The sequence below is a fragment of the Xanthomonas sp. WHRI 8932A genome, from assembly GCF_035012785.1.
Lineage (GTDB): Bacteria > Pseudomonadota > Gammaproteobacteria > Xanthomonadales > Xanthomonadaceae > Xanthomonas.
Window position 1 is genome coordinate 107865 of sequence record NZ_JAYGQQ010000010.1, and the last position, 21489, is coordinate 129353.

6 protein-coding genes, 1 other RNA gene and 1 pseudogene are annotated in these 21489 nt (G+C 64.0%); 5 read left to right on the top strand and 3 right to left on the bottom strand.

From position 1 onward, the window contains the following. Window positions 1–29: 29 nt before the first annotated feature. Window positions 30–776: a uroporphyrinogen-III C-methyltransferase gene (gene cobA / locus VC212_RS17035; protein ID WP_323526509.1), complete on the top strand. Its 747-nt coding sequence runs from the start codon at window positions 30–32 to the stop codon at window positions 774–776. Window positions 777–995: 219 nt separating this feature from the next. Here cobA and VC212_RS17040 read toward each other — a convergent pair. Beyond that, window positions 996–1071: non-coding RNA, sX9 sRNA (locus VC212_RS17040), on the bottom strand. 497 nt (window positions 1072–1568) lie between these two features. On the opposite strand from VC212_RS17040, the gene VC212_RS17045 reads away from it, so the two are divergent. From VC212_RS17045 to VC212_RS17055, 3 genes and pseudogenes are all read left to right on the top strand, one after another. Beyond that, complete coding sequence (locus tag VC212_RS17045; RefSeq protein ID WP_005990975.1) at window positions 1569–1826, top strand: KGG domain-containing protein; 258 nt, start codon at window positions 1569–1571, stop codon at window positions 1824–1826. A 406-nt stretch (window positions 1827–2232) separates the two neighbouring features. After that, window positions 2233–2781: pseudogene (locus VC212_RS17050) on the top strand (DUF892 family protein). A gap of 80 nt (window positions 2782–2861) precedes the next feature. Then, the gene (locus VC212_RS17055; RefSeq protein ID WP_323526446.1) at window positions 2862–3776 is read left to right on the top strand and encodes a M14 family metallocarboxypeptidase; all 915 of its coding nucleotides are present in this window, start codon (window positions 2862–2864) and stop codon (window positions 3774–3776) included. A 123-nt stretch (window positions 3777–3899) separates the two neighbouring features. On the opposite strand, the gene VC212_RS17060 is transcribed toward VC212_RS17055, so the two are convergent. Continuing rightward, window positions 3900–5711, bottom strand: a complete 1812-nt coding sequence (locus VC212_RS17060; RefSeq protein WP_323526510.1) for an EAL domain-containing protein — start codon at window positions 5709–5711, stop codon at window positions 3900–3902. Between the two features lie 731 nt (window positions 5712–6442). On the opposite strand from VC212_RS17060, the gene VC212_RS17065 reads away from it, so the two are divergent. Continuing rightward, on the top strand, window positions 6443–16642 hold the full coding sequence (locus VC212_RS17065; protein WP_323526447.1) for an autotransporter-associated beta strand repeat-containing protein: 10200 nt from the start codon (window positions 6443–6445) through the stop codon (window positions 16640–16642). Between the two features lie 459 nt (window positions 16643–17101). Here the strand turns inward: VC212_RS17065 and VC212_RS17070 are convergent, their stop codons facing one another. Further along, entirely contained in the window at window positions 17102–19852 is a 2751-nt protein-coding gene (locus tag VC212_RS17070) for a S8 family serine peptidase (RefSeq protein ID WP_323526448.1), read from the bottom strand. Window positions 19853–21489 lie beyond the last annotated feature (1637 nt).

A 21489-nucleotide genomic window follows, 5' to 3' on the forward strand; every position in this document is an offset into this window, starting at 1 on the left:
TGTCAGTCACACCTTCCTGCGCGCGTGATGTGGTGTTGTTGTCGGCCGGTCCCGGCGATCTGGAGCTGCTCACCATCAAGGCGGTCAAGGCGCTGGCAGTGGCGCAGGTGCTGTTGCTCGACGACCTGGCCAACCCCGACATCGTCACGCTGGCACCGCAGGCGCGCGTGATCCGCGTGGGCAAGCGCGGTGGTTGCCGCTCCACGCCGCAGGAATTCATCTGCCGGCTGATGCGGCGTTATGCGTTGCAGGGCTTGCGCGTCGTGCGCGTCAAAGGCGGCGATGCGTTGTTGTTCGGCCGTGCGGGCGAAGAAATCGGTTTTCTGCGACGCGCCGGCGTGGGCGTGCAGGTGATCAATGGCGTCAGCGCCGCGTTTGCCGCCGCAGCGTCGCTGGAAGTGTCATTGACACATCGCAGCCATTGCCACGGCATCACGTTTGTTACCGCGCATACGCACGACCATGGTGAGCCGAACTGGGGCGCGCTGGCAGCCAGCGGCACAACGCTCGGCATCTACATGGGGTTGCGCCGTGCAGACGCGCTGGCGACGGCGTTGCTGGCGCATCTGCCGGCCAGCACGCCGGCCGCCATCGTGCAGGCGGCCACGCGGCCGGAGCAACAGCGCAGGCTGACCACACTGGGCGACCTGGGCAGTGCCGCGGCAGCGCTGTTGCCCGGTCTGCCAACCCTGCTGCTGGTGGGCGATGCGTTGTCCGAAGCGTCGGTGGCCTGCGACGATCGCTTTGGTGCGGCACTGCAGCAGGCAGTGGGGTAAGCGCTGCGCGGCGCGTCATGGCGCACTGCCTGATGCGCGTGCTGTCTAGCATGCGCACGTTCGAATCGCAGGACCATGCGAGCGATTTTGCTCGAGCAGCCTGATCCGCCGATGCTGGGTGTGTGTGGTTTTGAGCGCTGATCGCTGACCGCTGATCGGTCAGCCAGGTTGAAGGCACAACACCCAGCGGCCATCGGACGCGCTGAGGCGGTTTGGAGCGGCTGAAAACCTCAGCGAGCAATCGTCAGGTAGGTGTGGACGGCACGCTTAGAATCGGAAGGTGCGCGTGGTACATGCCGATTCCTCGCACCGGCCGCGCCCGCCGGGCGGCTGCACAATCGTTTTTTTGTCAGTTGCGCTTAGAGCCGGCATTGCGCACTTAAGCCGATCCTGCATGCCGGCTGCGCGCAACTGACGAGGGCTCGTTCTGTCAGTCCCTGCAGTGCGGGGTGAACCGACCATCCGACACGGCAGGATGTAGCGCAGACCACGCTGATCCGAATCGTGGCTCCCGTCGCGGACGCTCCTCCGTCGGTACGCGGATGCGCGCTGTCGCTGCGGCCGACCGGTCGTTAACGACATCTGTTTCGTCATTTTTGGTAGCGCTACCCATCCTGCAGTGCGATGCGGCGGCTCCAGGCGCGTGAGGTGTGCAAGATTTGCGCAGCGAGCGCAGCCGTTTTTTCCTGCATGTGCTCGTCTGCCCCCATTTGGCCTGTGTTTTTGGTTGGCACGAATGTTGCGTTAAGCCCCTCACCGAATGACGTACCCGATGCATCGAGAGGAGGCACAGTGGAAGACGGACAGAACAGTACTCGTAGCCGGCGTGGCTTTGCCGCATTGGACCCGGAGAAGCGTCGCGTGCTGGCCAGCAGCGGTGGCAAGGCTGCACACGCCAGCGGTAATGCGCACGAATTCACCAGCGACGAGGCACGCGAAGCCGGTCGTAAGGGTGGCCAGGCCGTGAGCCGCGATCGCGATCATATGTCGCGTATCGGCAGCAAGGGCGGGCGGTCCAAGCAGGCCAAGCCACAGGAAGAATCCGCGTAGTCAACGGTTGGGCATGCAATAGCGTGCCGTCATTGATTCAGGGGATGCAGGCCCTGCGCCGTCACGGCGCAGGGCCTGCTTTTTTAGGGCGCACGCCCACAAAGCGCACGCGCCGACAAACAATCGATTGCACGCAGATGACATCGGTACACGCCATCGCCGCAATGCCCGCGCTCCCAAGTCCATAACTGATTGATGCAAAACGCATTACAAGTGCCCAGGAAATTTTTGCAGACCTGCACGCGCTCGCCATCGATTGCAGTGCAAATTTTCCGCCTTTGGTGATCAAGCAGTCTGGCGTCGGCAGAATTTGCAGACCTTGCAGAATCTGCAACGTGATGAGGCGAGTGCTCAGAACGGTCTTGGCAACGAATCACAAGAGCGACAACGGGCCCGCACGCGTGCGATGCCTGGTCTAGAGCGCAGATGCGATAGCGCTATGCAATGGTTGCGCGAAGCGTGCGCAACGGAGCGGCAGGCCGGACCGCTGCGCAAGGGCCAGGCCGGGCGCATCGAGCAAAAGCGGCAACTCAAGACGCGCATCGAGCAGCATCTTGAGCAAACCCGGGGTCGGCAATGCCTGGTGGAATCGTGCATCGAACGCTTGGCGGCTCGCCATCGTCGGCGAAGGACGCCATGAGAAAGATCGCTGCGTTCAACCCAGCCATGGGGCGTGACGATCTTCGATGAGGTCATCGAAGACGCGCTGGCCAGCTAGTTGCTCGAGAACCTGGAGATCGCCGCGTCCACCGCGTTACCGAGTGCAGCCAAGACCATGCGCGAAGTCCAGGCACAGAGTGTCTGCTGGCAGACTCTGCCGCAGGATCAGGACCAGGACCAGGCTATTGCCGACTGGCTGCTTGCACTTCTCCCCGCGCTGATCGAAGAGTGCTTGGTTCGCGATGCCATCTCACACGTGACTGCCACACAGTGGCCTCCAGCGCTGATGCTCTAGGCATCTTAAAAAGTGCGGGCTTTTTCTTTCTGCGCGGCGAGCGCTTACCCTTGGACGCTCTTTGGCAACCCGGCTCGATCATGACAACGCATCTCGATTATCCGATCGGTACTCCTGGCCAGGCATGGGGCGATGGCGAACGCAGCGCATGGCGCGCGCAACAAGTGGTGCAACGCAGTTACGCCGCCGAGGTGGTGCAGGTCATCGATGCACTGGATGAGCGCTACCAACGCGTGCACTACGGCAGCATCGTGGCGGATTCCATGCAATACCCGTTGCTGGCATTGCGCAGTGCCGCGTGGGACAACACGCTGCCGTGCGCACTCGTCACCGGTGGCGTGCACGGCTACGAGACCAGTGGCGTGCAAGGCGCGCTGCTATTTTTGCAGCAACGCGCTCCAGAGTATGTGGGCAGAATCAATCTGCTGGTGGCGCCATGCGTCAATCCCTGGGGCTATGAGCGCATCCAGCGCTGGAACGCCGACGCGGTCGACCCGAATCGCTCATTCCGCGACAACATTCCGGCTGCAGAGTCGGCGGCCTTGATGCAACTGGTAGCCGCAACCGCTGGCACGATGCTGGTGCATATCGACCTGCACGAAACCACCGACAGCGATGAGAGCGAGTTCCGGCCTGCGCTGGCGGCACGCGATGGCGTACCGTTCGTGCCTGGCAGCATTCCGGACGGGTTCTACCTGGTGGGCGATAGCGAAGACCCGCAGCCCGCATTTCAGCAGGCGGTGATCGCGGCAGTGGAACAGGTCACGCATATCGCGCCAGCCGATGCGCAGGGTCAGATCATCGGTGCGCCGGTCGCGGGTCATGGGGTGATCAACTACCCGGTGCGACGCCTGGGCCTGTGTGCCGGCGTCACCGCTGCGCGCTATCGCACCACCACCGAGGTGTACCCGGACAGCCCCCGCGCCACGCCGCAGCAGTGCAACGCCGCACAGGTCGCGGCGATTTGTGCGGCACTGGATTATGCACTCTCGTAAAGGTGAAAACACCCAGGCAGCAGCCTGAGCGCGGGCTCGCGACGCGCTTTAGCTGCCTGCGTGCTGCAGACGAGCGAGCGGCGCCGACCGGCATGTGATCCAGCGCAACCACGCGGCTTTTGCTCAAGGCAGGCGTCGCTGCACCCTGGCGTCCTGCACATAGGCCGCCACCAGTTGCGCCTCCATCGGCCTGGACAGTAGATATCCCTGCGCCTCATCGCAGCCCCAGCTGCGCAGCAACGCAATCTCGTCGGCGTGTTCGATGCCTTCGGCAACGGTGCGATAGCCCAGCGCGCTGGCCAGTCGCACCACTGCTTCTGCGCGCATCTGCATGCCGGCCTTGTTGGCAATGCCGGTGACCAGGGAGCGGTCCAGCTTGAGCACGTTGACCGGCAACTCGGTGAGATACCCGAAATTGCTGTAGCCGGTACCGAAGTCGTCGATGGCCACGCTGACGCCGGCATCGCGCAGGGCGCGCAGGCGCGGGACGGCTTCCACGTTGCTGCGCAACCAGCGGCCTTCGGTGATTTCCAGCTCGACCCGCGTGGTCGGAATGGCCAGGTCCTTGCAGCGATTGATCACGTCAGCGGCCAGATTGATGTTGCCGAAATCGCGCGACGAAAGATTGATCGAGATGGAAAAATCCAGGCCTTGCGCTCGCCATTGCGCCAACTGCAGCAATGCGCTTTCGATCACCCAGTTGGTGACCGTGCACATCAGTGCGGTCTTTTCGAACAACGGAATGAACTCGTCCGGACCGATCGGCCCCAGGCTGGCATGCTGCCAGCGCAGCAGTGCCTCGAACCCGACGACCGACAGATCTTCCAGATCGATACGCGGCTGGAACACCAGCCGGAAATCGCCGGCTTGCAGCGCTTTTTCCGCATCCAGCGCCAACCGATACGAGCGCTGGATGGCATCGTCCTGCGAAGCGCTATACCAGCACACCACGGCATTGTTGCCGATGGCATCGCCTAGCGACACCAGCCCCTTGCGCATCACATCGTTGGTATCTGGTTGTTGCGGTGCAAAGCGCACCACGCCGGCATGGAAGGTCAGCGACATCGGCACCCCGGCGGCATCGAACGGTTTTTGCAGCATGTCGCGCAAATCCAGCAGCAGGTCTTCCATCTCGTCGGGCGCCGAGTTGAGCAGAAAAAACGCAAAACGCATCGACGCAACGTGATAGACGGTGGCCTTGCCGCGCAGGGCGCGGGTCAGCACATAGCTGGCGTGACGGATCAGCTCTTCCAGCGGCTGCATGCCCAGGGCCTGACGCGCCTCGTTGGCCGCCTGCGTGTCGTAGACCTCGATAAAGGCTGCAATGGTTGGCACGCTGTGGCTGCCGAAGGCGAGGGCATCCAGATCCGATTGCAGCTGACGCGTGTTGAGCAGGCCGCTGTGCGGCTCACGCCGGCCCGCGCCGAATTGCAGCTCCAGCTGCGCTGCCGTCACATTGGCAAACATCAGCAGCTGCTGATGTTCCTGGCTGGCGAGGCGGCGCTCGCGCGTGTCGATCACGCATAACGTGCCGGTGATGCCGGCCTGCGGCGCACCGACCGGCACGCACGCAATAAAGCGTGCTGGCAATCCGGGAAACGCCGCATCGCCCAATTGAATCGGCGCGAGTGCGGCGCCTTCGATCAACTCCGTCACACCATTGGCAGCGGCCGGTGCGCGTTGACACAGCGCGATGGCTTGTTCGACCTGGGTGGTGCTGATCCCGCGCGCCGCCAGCACCCGCATGCGGCCGGCTTCGGTAATGGTCAACGCCGCCGCTGGTGCGACCAGCGCATGGCACAGCAGGCGAGCGATCTGCTCGAGCGGCTCCATCCCGCCGAGATCGATTGGCACCCCGGACCAATCGAAGTGGCGTTCCTGTGTTTTGTCTGCCGAAGCAAGCGTCATGTCGTCAGGTTCCGTGTTGAAGATCACACACTGCAGGGCCACTAGAAACAATTCGAGGTCACCAATGGGTGATGAGCCGGGGGCGTGATGCCGCCATCACGCACGAATCCTGCGCGCAATAGCGCGCACTCCCGTAAGCAGGCACAACAAATAATCGATTAAGGCTGCTCGTCTCACTTTGGGCTGGCCTCTACAAATACCGCATTCCACCGACCGGCGTCGAGAGTGGATTGGTTATATCGATCCAACCGGACTCAGGCAGACCATTTGACAGTGATTCCGTTCTTTCGCAACACGACATATTCGCGGTCTCTTCTATTCATAAGGTTCGGCCCGCTGTCACGCAGTGTAATGCGTATTGGCTGATTAGGTGATTCGGACTCAACCAATGCATTGACATGGATCACCGTGAAACACGTCTTGATTTTAGCTGTTTCGCCCGTCTGGAAAGGCTATGACTGCATCAAGGGCGGCCGTTCAAGCGTTTGAAGCGGGCACAAGTAAACACGTCGACAGTTTATGCCCGTGTAACGCGCGGGTGCGTAGTTAGTGATACTCCGCACAGTTCAATTGAGGCGATTCGCCTATTAATTTGGCAACGTGTTTACCAGGGATTGGTATTAACCACTCTCATTCTTGAGCGAGCGGGTTGAAGCGAGTCACGCTTTAAATCCACCGAATCTTTAATCCACTTCCGTCTTTTGAAGGCGCGCATGTGTGCGCGCTGATCTATCGCGCGGCAAATCAGGGGAATCAAAATGAATCGTGCATTTGCGCTGGTCTGGAACGCAGCCATTGGCAATTGGGTCGTGACGCATGAACTGGTGCGGCGTCGACGTAAGCCCGGAGCGACGCGCCGTGCATTGCCCAGCCTGGTGGTTCTGGCGGTAGGGGCCGCCGCTCCCGCATTGGCCTGGGGTGCGTGCACACCCGCATTGCCGACTGCCGGCGCAACCGTCACCTGCACCGGTCTGCCGATCCTCAGCAATGCTTTTTCGAGTAACGCGAATAATCTGACCGTCAACGTTGCGGCGGGCACGCAGATGACGGCCGGTTTGCTGGGCGGTACCGCCATCGCGCTCGGTGGCACCAACGCAACGCTCAACAACAGCGGCACCATCGACCCGTCTGTGCTGGGTCTGCTGTCGGTGTTGAGTACCGGCGTCACCATGGGCAACGCAAGTTCGACATCGGTGATTGCCAACAATCTGTCCGGCGGCACCATCTACGGGACCGGCGGGTTGCTGGGCGCCAATCTGCTCAATCTCGATGGAATGGCGTTGGGCCTGACCTCCGCCAGCAATGGCGTCGTGCAGATCAACAATGCCGGCTTGATCAGCAGCCGGACGTTGCTCAATCTCTCGATACTAGGTGCCGATACGCCGGTGATTGCCGTCAGTGGCGGCGGCACCGTCAATGCGGTCAATACCGGCACCATCGATGGACGCGTCGGTTTTCAAAGCTCGGCTACCGGCAACAGCTTCGTCAATTCCGGCACCATCAACGGCAGCGTGTCGATGGGTGCCAACAGCACCAATACCTTCACCGCAGTGACGGGCGGAAGCATCAACAGCGCTGGCGGACTCGGACTGGAATTGCTTGGTCCAGGCGGTTTGCTGAGCTTTGCGCGTACCGGTGTGGTGGATGGCGGCGCGGGCGGAATCAATACGCTGATCCTGCAGAATTCCGCGACAGGAACCGGCAGCGGCATTACCGGTGTCGGCGCGGCAAGCACCGATCAGTACATCAATTTCGGCAGTCTGCGCGTCAACAGCGGGACCTGGACGCTGGGCGGTGCAAGCAACTTCGGCAGCAGCGCACTCAATGGCGGTGTCCTGCAATTTGCGATACCCGCACAGTTGGGCACGGCGATCACCGCCAACGGCGGCACGCTCGAAGCCACCGCTGCCGGCCTGACGCTGGCACCGGCCGGCGGTATTGCGATCGCGGCGGGCGGTTTGACGGTGCAGGGCACCAATGCGCTGACCATCGGCAGCACGCTGACAGGCACGGGGGCGCTGACCAAGGCCGGTACCGGCGGGTTGAATCTAACCGGCGCCAATACCTTCAGCGGTGGCGTCAACCTGAGCGGCGGCGCGCTGACCGCGGGCAATAGCGCTGCCTTGGGAACAGGCACCGTCACAGCGTCCGGCGGCAGCCTGCTGGCCGGTGCCGCACTCAACCTGGCCAACGCCTTTGTATTGAACAGTAACCTGGGCATTGGCGGGACCAATGCCGTGCGGCTCGGCGGTGTGGTCAGCGGAGCCGGTGCACTCAACAAGACCGGCTCCGGCACGCTCACGCTTGGCGGCGCCAATACCTATTCCGGCGGCACCACGCTGAGCGCGGGCAGCACGGTGCTGGAAACCTCCGGCGCGCTCGGCACCGGCACCGTCACTGCAGCAGGCGGTCTGCTGGACACCACTGCACCGTTGACCTTGAGCAATGCGTTTGCGCTCAACACCACCCTGGGCCTGGGTGCCAGCGGCAATGCACTCACCTTGACCGGTGCGCTTGCCGGCACCGGCGGTCTCAACAAGACCGGCACCGGCACGCTGGCGCTCAACGGCGCCAACACCTATAGCGGCGGCACAACGCTGGCAGCGGGCACCCTGCAATTGGGGACTGCGTCCGCACTGGGCACCGGCGCGTTGAATGTCACCGGCGCCTCCAGTCTCAGCACCAGCGCACCGTTGGCGGTAACCAATGCGGTCAATCTTTCCGGGCCATTGAGCTGGACCGGCGCGCAGGCGCTGACCCTTGGCGGCGCCATCAACGGCAGCGGTAGCCTGATCAAGAGCGGTGCCGGCGATCTCACGCTGACCAATATCAACGGCTATACCGGTGGCACCACGCTGAGCACCGGGCGCTTGGTGGTCGGCTCCAATGCTGCGCTGGGCACGGGAACCTTGAACGCTAGCGGCGGTGTGCTTGATGCAAGCACTGCAGCGACGTTGGGTAATGCGCTTGCGCTCACCGGCACGCTGGGCGTGGCCAGCAATGGCACCGCGCTGAATTTGAGTGGCGCGATCAGCGGCACCGGTGCGTTGAGCAAGCTCGGCACCGGCACGCTCACCTTGGGTGGTTTGAACACCTACAGCGGTGGCACCACGCTTGCCGGCGGCACCTTGCAGGTGACCAATAACGGTGCGCTCGGCACCGGTGCGCTGAGCTTGACCGGCAACGCCAATCTGCAGGGCACCACGCCCACCACGTTGACCAATGCAATCGCATTGAACACCAGTGCATTGACGCTCAATGGCACGCAGGCGCTGACGCTGGGTGGCGGCATCAGCGGTACCGGCAGCCTGGTCAAATCCGGGAGCGGCGATCTCACCCTCACTGGCAACAATCTTTACACCGGTGGCACATCGCTGAGCGCGGGCAGGCTTGTCGTCGGCAGCGATACGGCGCTGGGTGTGGGCGCATTGACCGCAGCAACCGGCACAACGCTGGATAACGTCGCGGTAAGCACGCTTGCCAACGCCATCGCGCTGACGGGTTTGGTCAGCATCGGCGGCAGCAACGCGCTGACGCTCAATGGCGGCATCAGCGGTGTCGGCAGCCTGGACAAACTCGGCCCCGCCAGCCTGACCCTGGCGGGAAATAACACCTACACCGGCGGCACGCTGCTAACTGCGGGCAGCCTGGTGCTGGGCAGCGATGCCGCGCTGGGCACAGGCAGCCTCACCGTTGCCGGCGGCCTGCTCGATAGCACCGCTGCACGCGTGCTCGCCAACAACGTCGTGCTGAATGCCGATCTGCAGCTTGGCGGCAGCCAGGACCTGGCGCTCAATGGCGGCGTCAGCGGTGCCGGCGGCCTGGTGAAGAACGGCGGCGCTGCGCTGACGCTGACCGGCGCCAACACCTTTGCCGGCGGCGTGGATCTCAATGCAGGCGCCTTGCTGATCGACAGCGGGGCGGCATTGGGAAGCGGCGTGTTGACCGCTGCCAACGGCACGCAGTTGCAGGCGACCACTGCAGCGACAGTGGGCAATGACGTCGTGTTGAACGGTGCGCTGTCGCTGACCGGCAACAACGCGCTCGACTTGACCGGCACGGTGAGCGGTGCGGGCAGCCTGATCAAACAAGGCACCGGCGCGTTGACGCTGACCGGCAACAATGGCTATGCCGGCGGCACGCTGTTGAATGCCGGTTCGCTGATCGTCGGCAGTGACACGGCGCTCGGGAGCGGCGCGCTCATCGCGGCCGATGGCACGCTGCTCAGCGCCGCTATCGCCGCGACCTTGCAAAATGCCGTCACGGTGAATGGCGCGCTCGGCATCGATGGCCAGGCGCTCACGCTCACTGGTGTGATCGATGGTGCGGGAAGCCTGATCAAAAGCGGCACGCAGACGCTCACGCTCACCGGCAACAACACCTGGAGTGGCGGGTTGCAGCTGCAATCCGGCGGGTTGGTAGTTGGCAGCAACACCGCCTTGGGTGCCGGCACGCTCACCGCCGCGGGCGGCACAACGCTCGATGCCACCACGGCGGTGACGCTGGCCAATGCACTTGCCTTGAATGGTGCATTGACGCTGCCCGGCACGCAGGACATCACGCTGGACGGCGTGATCAGCGGCGCCGGTAGTCTCGCTAAACAAGGCACGACAACATTGACCTTGGGCAACGCCAACACCTTCAGTGGCGGCGTCACGCTGGATGCCGGCCGCCTGGTGCTTGGCAACGCTGCAGCCTTGGGCGTGGGCGGCCTGGTGGTCAGTGGCGCCACCGAACTGGATGCCAATACTGCGCTGGCTGTCGGCAATAGCGTGCAATTGAACAGCCAGCTTTCGCTGATCGGCAGCAACGACCTAAGCTTGAACGGCACCATCAGCGGCACCGGGAGTCTGGTCAAGAACGGCACCACCACCGTGTCGCTCAATGGCAGCAACAGCTACAGCGGGGGCACCACGCTCAACGCCGGCACGATTGCGGTGGGGGCCGATAACGCACTCGGCACCGGCAGCTTGTCGGTCACTGGCGATTCGGTGCTGAGCAACGCCATCGCGGTGGCCTTGAGCAATGGCATCGATCTGGGTGCAGCGCTCACCGTCGACAACACGGCGGACATGCTGGCCAGCGGCACCATCAGCGGCGCGGGCGCGCTGACCAAGACCGGCCTCGGCACCTTGACACTGAGCGGCAGCAATACCTATACCGGCCCGCTGGCGATCCAGGCCGGCACCGTGGTGGCCAGTACGGCCGCATCGCTTGGCAACGCCAGTAACGTGGATGTGGCAGCCGGTGCGGTGTTGAACCTGACCAACGGTGGCCTGATCAATGCACTCACCGGTGCGGGGAACGTCGATACCGATGCCGGCGCCACCTTGCAGCTGGGCAGCGGCAATTTCGCCGGCAGCCTGGGCGGCGGCGGCAATCTGGACAAGGTCGGCCCGGGCACCGTGAACCTGCTCGGCACCAGCCTGATCGGCGGCACCACGCAGGTGAGCGGCGGCGTCCTGGACGTGGTGGGCAGCCTGGGTACGAGCGCGTTGAACGTGGCAACTGGCGGCACGCTCACTGGTACCGGCCCCAGCGGCAGCATCGGTAGCGATGTGACCATCGGCAATGGCGGCCGGCTGGCATTGAGCAGCGGTGCGTCGCTCAGCATGGGCGGGCTGACGTTGGCACCGGGCGCGGTGATGGACGTGTCGCTTGCGACGCCGAGCACTACGCGCCTGCTTGCGGTCAACGGCAATCTCACCCTGGACGGCACACTCAATGTCATCGACATTGGCGGCTTCGGTTCCGGTGTGTATCGGTTGATCGATTACACCGGTGTGCTGACCAACAACGGCTTGCTGTTCGGCAGCATTCCCGGTAGCGTCGATATCAGCCAATTGGCATTGCAGACCGCGATCGGCCAGCAGATCAATCTGGTGGTCGCGGCACCGGGCAGCATCGTGCAGTTCTGGGACGGCGTGCAGACCACCGCCAATGGCACGGTCGATGGCGGCTCTGGGGTATGGGGCACTGCCACCAACTGGACTGGCCAGGACGGCTCCGCCAACAGCACCTGGCAGGGCGATTTTGCAGTGTTCTCCGGCACTGCCGGCACGGTTGTCGTGCAGGGCACGCAAACCATCGGCGGCCTGCAGTTTGCGAGCGATGGCTACGTGCTGAACGATGCCGGTGCGAGCACGCTGGCGGTGACCAGCCCCCTCACCGCAATCCGCGTCGACCCCGGCGCCACCGCCACGATCGATGTAGACATCTCCGGCATCGGTGGCGTGCAGAAACTCGACACCGGCACCCTGGTGCTCGACGCATCCAACAGCTACACCGGCGGCACTTCGCTCAGTGGCGGCACGCTGGTGCTGGGCGATGCGCAAGCGCTTGGCACCGGCGCGTTGACCGCAGCAGCGGGCACCAGCCTCGATAGCAACCAGGCAGTGGCCGTGGGTAATGCGGTCGTCCTGGATGGCGCGCTGAATCTCATCGGCAGCAACGACCTGAGTTTGTCCGGACCGGTCAGCGGTGCGGGCGGCTTGATCAAGAACGGCACCACCACGCTCACGCTCGACGGCAACAACAGCTACGCGGGCGGCACGGTATTGAATGCCGGCACGCTGGCGGTGGGTAGCAACAGCGCTCTGGGTGTCGGCAGCTTGTCGGTGTTGGGTAACTCCACCTTGAGCAATGCGATTGCACTGGCGCTGGGCAACAGCGTCAACCTGGGTGCGGATCTGACCATCGCCAGTGCCGCGGATCTGGCACTGACCGGCACGCTCAGTGGTGCGGGTTCGCTTACCAAGACCGGGTTGGGCACCTTGACCTTGTCCGGCGCCAACAGCTTCAGCGGTCCGGTGGCGGTGCAGGCCGGTGTGCTGGCCACCGCTGCCACCGGCAACCTGGGCACCACCAGCGCGGTGGATATCGCCGCGGGTGCCGGGCTGTCGTTGGGCAGTAATGCAGCGCTGGGCGCGGTGACCGGGCTGGGTGCGGTCGACATCCTCGGCGGCAACACGCTGCAGCTGGGCGTCAACAACGTTGGCAGTACGTTTGCCGGCAGCTTGAGTGGCGCCGGCAACCTGGACAAGGTGGGCAGCGGCACGTTGCAGCTCACCGGCACCAGCGCGCTGGGCGGCACCACGCAGGTCCTCGGCGGCACGCTGGATGTGGATGGCACGCTGGCCAGCGCTGGTGGCCTGAGCGTTGGCGCGGGCGGCAGCTTGAGCGGCAGTGGCCTGGTCGATGCGGCGGTCACCGTCAACGATGGCGGCCGTCTGGTGGTGAGCAGTGGTGCATTGCTGACCACCGGCAGTTTGAGCATGGCGCCCAACGCCACGCTCGATGCATTCCTGGGCATCCCGAGTCTGACGGGGGTGCTGCAGGTCAACGGCGACCTCACGCTGGATGGCACGCTCAACATCACCGACATCGGCGGCTTCGGCACCGGTGTGTATCGCCTGATCGACTACAGCGGGGCGCTGACCGACAACGGCCTGGGTATCGGCACGCTGCCCGGCACCGTGGACCCGACCCAGCTGACACTGCAGACCGCACTGGCCCAGCAGGTCAATGTGGTGGTGTTGGCGCCAGGCAGCAACGTGCAGTTTTGGGATGGTGCGCAAACCGTCGCCAACGGCAGCATCGATGGCGGCACCGCTGCATGGACGGCCGCCGGCACCAACTGGACATCGATCGACGGCCTGGCCAACGACACCTGGCAGAACAGCTTCGCGGTATTTGCCGGCACTGCCGGGACCGTGGGCGTGCAGGGCACCCAGGGCATCACCGGCATGCAGTTCGTCACCGATGGCTATGTGCTGAGCGATGGCGGTGCCGGTGCGTTGAGCGCCAATGCCGCCAACACCATCATCCGCGTCGACCCCGGCGTGACCGGCACGATCGATGTCGCCATCGGCGGCGCAGGCGCACTGCAGAAACTCGACACCGGCACGTTGGTGCTCGACGCAGCCAACAGTTACACCGGCGGCACCTCGCTCGGTGGCGGCACGCTGGTGCTGGGCGATGCGCAAGCGCTCGGCACCGGCGCGTTGACCGCAGCAGCGGGCACCAGCCTCGATAGCAACCAGGCAGTGGCGGTAGGCAATGCAGTGATCCTGGATGGTGCGTTGAATCTCATCGGCAGCAACGACCTGAGCTTGTCCGGGCCGGTCAGCGGTGCGGGCGGCTTGATCAAGAACGGCACCACCACGCTCACGCTCGACGGCAACAACAGCTACGCGGGCGGCACCGTGTTGAACGCCGGCACGTTGGCGGTAGGCAGCAACACCGCCCTGGGTGTCGGCGCGCTGTCGGTGACCGGCGATTCGGTGCTCAGCAATGCGATTGCTGCCGCGTTGGGCAATGCCGTCAATCTGGGTGCCGTGCTCACCGTCGACAACCCGGCCGATCTGACCCTGGCCGGCGCCATCGGCGGCAGCGGCGCACTGATCAAGACCAACACCGGCACGCTGACGCTGGACGGCAGCAACAGTTACACCGGCGGTACCACGGTCGGTGCCGGCACGCTGGCAGGCGATAGCGCGAGCTTGCAGGGCGCGATTGTCGATAACGCCACCGTCGTCTTCAACCAAGCAGCCAACGGAGTGTTTAGCGGCTCGATCACCGGCACCGGCAACGTGATCAAGGACGGCGCCGGGGCACTGTTGCTCAACGGCGCAAATGGCTACAGCGGCGGCACCACCATTGCGGCCGGCAGCTTGATCGGCGACAGCACCAGCGTGCAGGGCGATATCGTCAACAACGCGGCACTGGTGTTCAACCAGACCACCGGCGGTGTGTATGCCGGCGTGGTCAGTGGGAGCGGCTCGCTGGAAAAGGCCGGCACCGGCGCACTGCAACTGACCGGTGCCAATAGCTACACCGGCGGCACGTTGGTGAGTGCCGGCAGCTTGATCGGTACGACCGCCAGCTTGCAGGGCGATGTAGTGGACAATGCCACGCTGGTCTTCGACCAGACCACCGACGGTACCTTTACAGGCGTCGTCAGCGGCACCGGTAACGTGGTGAAGCAAGGTGCCGGCGTGCTCACGCTGGCCGGTGCCAATACCTATAGCGGCGGCACGGCTATTACCGGCGGCACACTGCAAGGCACCACCACCAGCCTGCAAGGCAACATCCTCGACAACGCAGTGCTGGTGTTCGATCAGGCCGGCGACGGCACCTTTGCCGGCAACATCACCGGTAGCGGTGCGCTGATCAAGAACGGCAGCGGTGCGGTCACGCTGGATGGCGTCAACGCGTATCTCGGCGGCACCACGATCAATGCGGGCAGCTTGATCGGCGACACCGACAGCCTGCAGGGCAACATCGCAAACAACAGTGCGTTGGTGTTCCTGCAGAACGCCAACGGCACCTATGCAGGCACGCTGTCGGGCACCGGCAGCCTGCTCAAGGACGGCGTCGGCACCTTGTTGGTTACTGCGAACAGCAGCGGCTTTACCGGCCCGACCACCATCACCGCAGGCACCTTGAGCGTGGGCAACCCGGCCAACCCGGGCGCCGCCATCGGCGGTCCGGTGACGGTGGGGCCGGGCGGTACGCTGACCGGCAGCGGCAGCATTGGCAGCCTGACCACGACCGGCGGCACCTTGGCCATGGGCGGCACCACCGGCACGATCAGTGTGGGCGGCAACGCTACCATCGGCCCTGGCTCCACGGTGCAGGTCACGCCCGGCACGGGCGGTGCGGTGACGCCTTTGACGGTAGGCGGCGCGGCCACGCTAGCACCGGGCAGCACGTTGGTATTGGTGCGTGCGGTCGACCTGCCATTGTTCACCGAGATTCCGGTGATCAACGCGGCCGGCGGGCTCACCGGGCAATTCACCAACGTCGTGTCCGACTACGCGTTCATGGATCCCAACGTCAGCACCACTGCAACGGCGCTGTCGGTATCGCTGGGCCGCAATACCGTCGGTATGGTGGATGCAGTGACTACGCCCAACCAGCAGTCGACTGCTGGCGCAGTCGATGGCCTGCCAGTGACCAACCCGGTGTATCAGGCGGTGATACGTCTGCCGGACGACCCGGAGGCAATCGCCACCGCTTTCGCATCGCTGTCGGGCGAAAGCCATGCCAGTACCGCGACCGCCATGCTGGACAGCCGCTTTCTCAATAGCGGCATCGGCGGCCATCTGCGCGGCGATAGCCAGGACACCCGCATCGGCGACACCACGGTGTGGATTACCGGGCGTAGCCTGCCCAACCGCGTCGATGGCGATGCCAATGCGATTTCGGTGCGCCGCGAAGACAACGGCATCATGGCCGGTGCAGAACGTCGCATCGGCGAGCGCAGCGTGCTCGGTGTTGCGGTGGGCAGCCAGGACATCGAAAGCTGGTCGCGCGAGTGGGGCGACCGCTCCGACATCGATGGCACGCACGTCGGTGTGTATGGGCAGGCCGACTGGTCCGCGTTTTCGCTGCAGGGCGCAGTGGACTATGCGGACTACAGCGTGGACGGCTCGCGGCGGGTAATGCTGCCCGGCGTGCTCGAAGAACGGCTCACCAGCGAATACGACGCCACTGCGGTAACGGTGTCGGTGGAAGCGTCGTGGAATCTGCGCACCGGCAATGCGGTGTACAGCCCGTTCATTGCCGCCGACTACACCCATCTGAAGACCGATGGATTCGACGAGCGCGGCGGGATCGCCGGGCTGACCGTCGACAGTGCCACGGACACGTTCACCACCAGCATGCTGGGTGTGCGCGGGCGTTGGGAGCTTGGTCGGCAAGCCGCGCTGTATGCCTCGGTGGGTTGGCGGCATGCGTTCGGCGATCGCGCCGTGCAGCGTTCGGCGGGCTTCATCGGGACTGGCTCGGAGTTCGCAGTGCAAAGCGTCACGCTGGCCAAGAATGCCGCCATCGGTGAGTTGGGGGTCAGCCTGATCACCTCGCCCAACAGCCGCCTGTCGCTGTCGTTGCAAGGACTCAACGGCGATGGACAGACCGCGTATGGCGGGCAGGTGACCTGGGGCTGGAGTTTCTGATCGGCTCCACACAGTGAACGACAAAGCCCCGGCATGCCGGGGCTTTTTTTGTGTGTCGATCCACTTGGCCGGGTGCGTATCGACGCGTCGTCGTCGATGAGGTGACCGATCGTTGCCGGTTTGCTCGTGGCTCGCGCTCTGTGTCGACCAGCGCAAGCGCGTCGACAACCATGTGCGGAGCGGTCGATCAGCATGGGCGGGGATCGACTGCACATCACGTCGGTGGCGTGCATTGCCGCAGTCCCGCATCGGTCGAAAGCAGCGCTTTTCAAGCGTTTTCTGCAGGCCGTGGCATCGCCTGGAGTGCCTCCGTAGCGTGCAAGCCCACGGCCACGCGTGCTATGGCAGTCGCGCTGCCACACGCACAGACGCACGAAGGCCCCGGCATGCCGGGGCCTTCGTTGTCGCTGGCGTTACGCGGCCAGCGCATGGTGTCGCGTTACCACCACCATCGCCGGATCAGAACTGCCAGCGCAGACCGACATTGGCGTTGATGCTGTTGGAATCGGAACGACCACGCTCGGCGCCCACATTGCCATACAGCGAGAACGCGTCGTTGACCTGGTAACGCACGCCGACCGAGGCGCGCACGGCCTGCTTCGATACCGGCGTCCCGGCCACATTGAAGCGCGCTTCCGGCAAGCCGGTGAACCAGGCGGTGAAGTCGGCATTGGGGTTGCCCAGCAACGAGCGATACGCGACCAGACCATCGAAGCCCCATTTGCCGCGCGCCAGATGACCGCGGACGCCCACTTCGCCGTAGCCCGCGCGCAGGGTGTCGCTGCCGGCGCTCAGGCCCAGACCGGTCACCGACGCTTCGCTGAAGGCATCCTGGGTCTGGCTGACCACACCCGCAGCAACGAAGGGCGACAGCCCGGCATGCGGCAGCAGGCCCACTTCCGCGCGCAGCGACCAGTTGGTGTCGTGGCGACGGTCCTGCAGACGCTCGCCGATGCTGCCGGCTTGCACGTTGCGCTCGGTGTCTACATTGCTCATGCCATACGAACCAATGCCCGACACGTACGCCTGGCCGATGGGCTGATACAGATACGCGGTCATCGCATAACGGTCCGAGCGCAGGCGGCTGGCCGACGCATCGATGTGCGCGCGGTCCTGGCCCGAGGTCACTGCCGCACCCACCACCGTGCCGGCACTGCCCAGCGGCAGATCCACACCAAAGGTGGTGGCCTGCTGGGTGTAGTCGGCCGAGGCGAACCCGCTGCGGCTCAGATCGCCATCCAGGTAGCTGCCCTGCATCCAGGTGGTCAGCGTGGTGGTGTCGGCCAGATAGGGCAGGCGATCGGCAGCAACGCGCGCATCGTTGAGTGCCGACTGGAAGCCCAGCGTGCGCTCGATACCGTGCACCTGGCCGGCCAGGGTCGGCAGCGATGCGGCAACCTGCGCATTGGATGCCGCCAGCAGCGAGCCGGTGGCGCTGATCAGGCCACCCAGGTTTGCGGTGTCGCCGGAGGCCACGCGGGTGTCCAGCACCTTGACCAGCGCATCGGCCTGGGCGGCACCGTTGACCACCGCCTGCGGCGCACCGGCGGCCTGCGCGCTGGCAGCCGACGCATTACGGGTCAGGGTTGCGGTGACGGTGGTCGGGTCGTAGGCAAGCGATGCGGTCCAGAAGAAATTGTTGGCGTACTGCACGCGGTCGAACGTGCCTTGCAGGACCCCGGCCTTGACGATCTTCTCGCTGCTGCCGACGGTGTAGCCCGCCGCTTCCGGCAGCAATAGCAGATTGCCTTTCAGGCTGGCCAAACCGGTGACGGTCAGGCCCTTGCCCAATTCGATGGCGGTCGTGCCGGTGTTGTTGACCAGGCTGTAGCCGCCGTTGATCACGCCGCCGCGCGACTCGAAGGTGGCCGAGTTGGCCACCAGAAGATCCGAGCGCAGGCTGCCGGACAGCGCGAGCACGCCATCGAGAATGGTGGTGCCGCCGGTATAGGTGTTGTTGCCGCTCAGGGTGAGTTTGCCGGTCCCGCCCTTGGTAAAGCTGCCAGTGCCGGAAATGTCGTTGCTAAAGGTGCTGTCGTAGCCCGCACCTACGCTGATCCCCCAGTTGCTGGCGAACTGGCCCGGGCCCTTGATCGCCTTGGCCGCGTTGACCAGGCCCCAGCCATACAGCGCATCCACGCCCGGGTCGCCCAGATCGGTAGCGGTGGTCAGCAGGGTCTGCTGCAGGTTGGACGCGCTCATCCACGGATACACGCCCAGGACCTGCGCCGCGACGCCGCTGACCGCAGCGGTGGAGAACGAGGTGCCGGCGATCTGGCCCTGTAATTCGGTGCCGGCCAGCGCCGGCGCGGTGAAGCTGCCCGGTGCCACCAGGCACCACTGCGCCGCGGCGCCGCAATGATTGGAATAGCTGGTCAGACCGGCCGCATTGCCGGCATTGTCAACATTGATCGCGCCCACCGCCAACCAGTTGTTGCGCACGCTGGCTTCCTGCACCGGCGTCGCTGCCGGATACGAGGCTTCGGCAGCGCCTTCGTTGCCTGTCGAGGCGACGATCAGTGCGTCTGCCTGCACCAGAGGCGTCAACGCAAACCGCCAGGCGGCTGCCGCGTTCGCGCTGCCGGCGGCGTCGGCATACGAAGCGCCCAGCGACAGGTTGGCGATGCGCACACCCGAGGCGGCCAGATCCACCGCAGCGCGGCGGGCCTGCTGGGTGCCGCAGGAATTCTCGGCGCAGATACGTGCATAGAACAGGTCTGCATCCGGAGCCACGCCACCGGCAAAGCCGTCCTGCGCCGAGCCCAGCACCAGCGCCGAGACGATCGTGCCATGGCCGCGCAGCGCATTGGACGACGACTCGGGCGTGCCCGGGCTGGCGGTGTAATCGCTGAAGCCATCGACCTTGCCGGCAATCGGCGCGTAACTCGGCACCAGGTTGTCGTCCAGCACCGCCAGCTTCACGCCCTGGCCCCGGGCACCGGCTTGCTGCGCCAGATCGGCATTGATCGGCACCAGCAGATTGCTGCCGACGCCTTGATAGCGGGCAGGCGCAGGCGTCGGAACCGGCGTGGTCTTGGGCAGCGGATCGGACGTGGTGCCCGGGGTGGTGGGCGTGGTCGGCGTGGGTGCCGGCGCAATCACGGTGCTCTGCGGCGGATCATTGCGGACGTTGCCGCCACCGCCACCACCGCCACATGCGGTCAGGACGAGACAGGAGGCGATGGTGGTGGCGAGTAGCGAGCGATTCATAAGAGTGGTCGATTCCGTTGTAGGCGCGCCGCTACTGCTGATTCTGAAATTTGGCGCAGAAGGTCCCAGCGCTGGTGGTCACCAACGAAGGCATTTAATTTCACGTTTTATTCACTTAAAACCGCAGCGGTCCGTCCCCTCGGAGTTGCGCTGACGGAGCATGCGGCGAATACGCTGATGTACTCGCCGTGTGCTTGCGGTTTGTTTAACGGCGCTATCCATAAACTCTAAAGTCTGAATGGACAGTTGCTATTCAGAGAAAAGAATCGAGCGATAGGCATCGCCGATTTAATCCATAGCTAAATCGGATTAGAAACCGACTAGCAGGCCAAAATGCAGAAAAACGTCGGACCGAACTCAACAATTATGCGTCACATTTCGCAGAGGGCGGTAAGCCTAAATGCGATAGAGCGCGCGAGTAATCAGGGAATCATGTCAAAGATGTCGGTGAATCCCTCACCCTTGGTAGTGGATTCAACCGCAAGTTAGTCACTCTAACGGACTCTGCCGTATGTGGGAAAATTTTGAATAATGTTGTTTAAGGTGACGGTTAAAGCTGTCTAAACGATCGTTATCACTTGCCTTTTTTGCGATAAAAACGCCCCCGGGAAATGCCGACCGGCCTCTTCCGATTGTGCAAAATTCGACGTTTGAAGGCGCCGATTTCGCAATCGGTTGCATTCAAAATGAACGGTTTGAATAATTCGGTTTATTTTTGGGGTGTATTCTTAATTCCTGCTTTCCCGGCGAATCGAGTGTGTGCTGACAGTTATTTAATTATCCATTCTCGAAATCCCGGTTGGTTTCCGGCGCGAATTGGAGAGTGGCGACCGTGGAGGGCAAGCTTTCGACATCTTCGGCATTCGAGGGCTGGAAAGGTTCAGCTCGCTGGGTGCGGAGGACAGTGACCTCTGCTCCCGCCTGACCGCGAAAGCCGGTGGCGTCGCGGCTGTGACTGTTTGAGGGATCTGCTCAGGCAAGGCCGTGCAGTCTTCATAGACGGCACAGACTGCAGACCGACTCTGTGCCCTGGCTATCTTCACAGGCTGCCGTGGGCAATCACGTCTGCAACCGACTAGTACCGTCACCAGCTACTCCAGAGGCCACCGCTGAACATCCGCAAGATCGACCCACCACCCGCATGGGTTCGGAAGGTATGGCGCGGTCAGATGCACATGGAAGTCCGCAGTGGCACCCGAATGGCGCGTGGAGTGCCTTGAGCGCTGCGCGGGCAGGTGACGCGTCAGCGATAGGTGGCGCATCGGCGCTAAACGACGCGTTTGCAGCGCAAGACACGCAGCGTCGAGATCAACGGGTCAAGGTGCGCGCTAGCCGGGCGCGGTGGTCGTCGCTCTTTCCGGGTCAATGCGCACCGCATCGGGCAATCAGCGGATGGGGATGGCGATGGACGGCGCCGACAGGGGCGGCGGCACCTCGCTGCTTGCCTCCCAACACGCCGATCTGCGGGCTGTGTTGAGGATGCCGCTGATGAGCGGGCACCCGACCACTGGCGCGCACCTGCGGTCGGGTGGTTGCAGAGCGCGGTGTAGGTCGGCAGCAATCTGTCCTGGCAGCACAATCAGCCCATGCATCAGGATACAGACACGCAGGCGCCAGGAGCCGCGCCACCTGCGGCC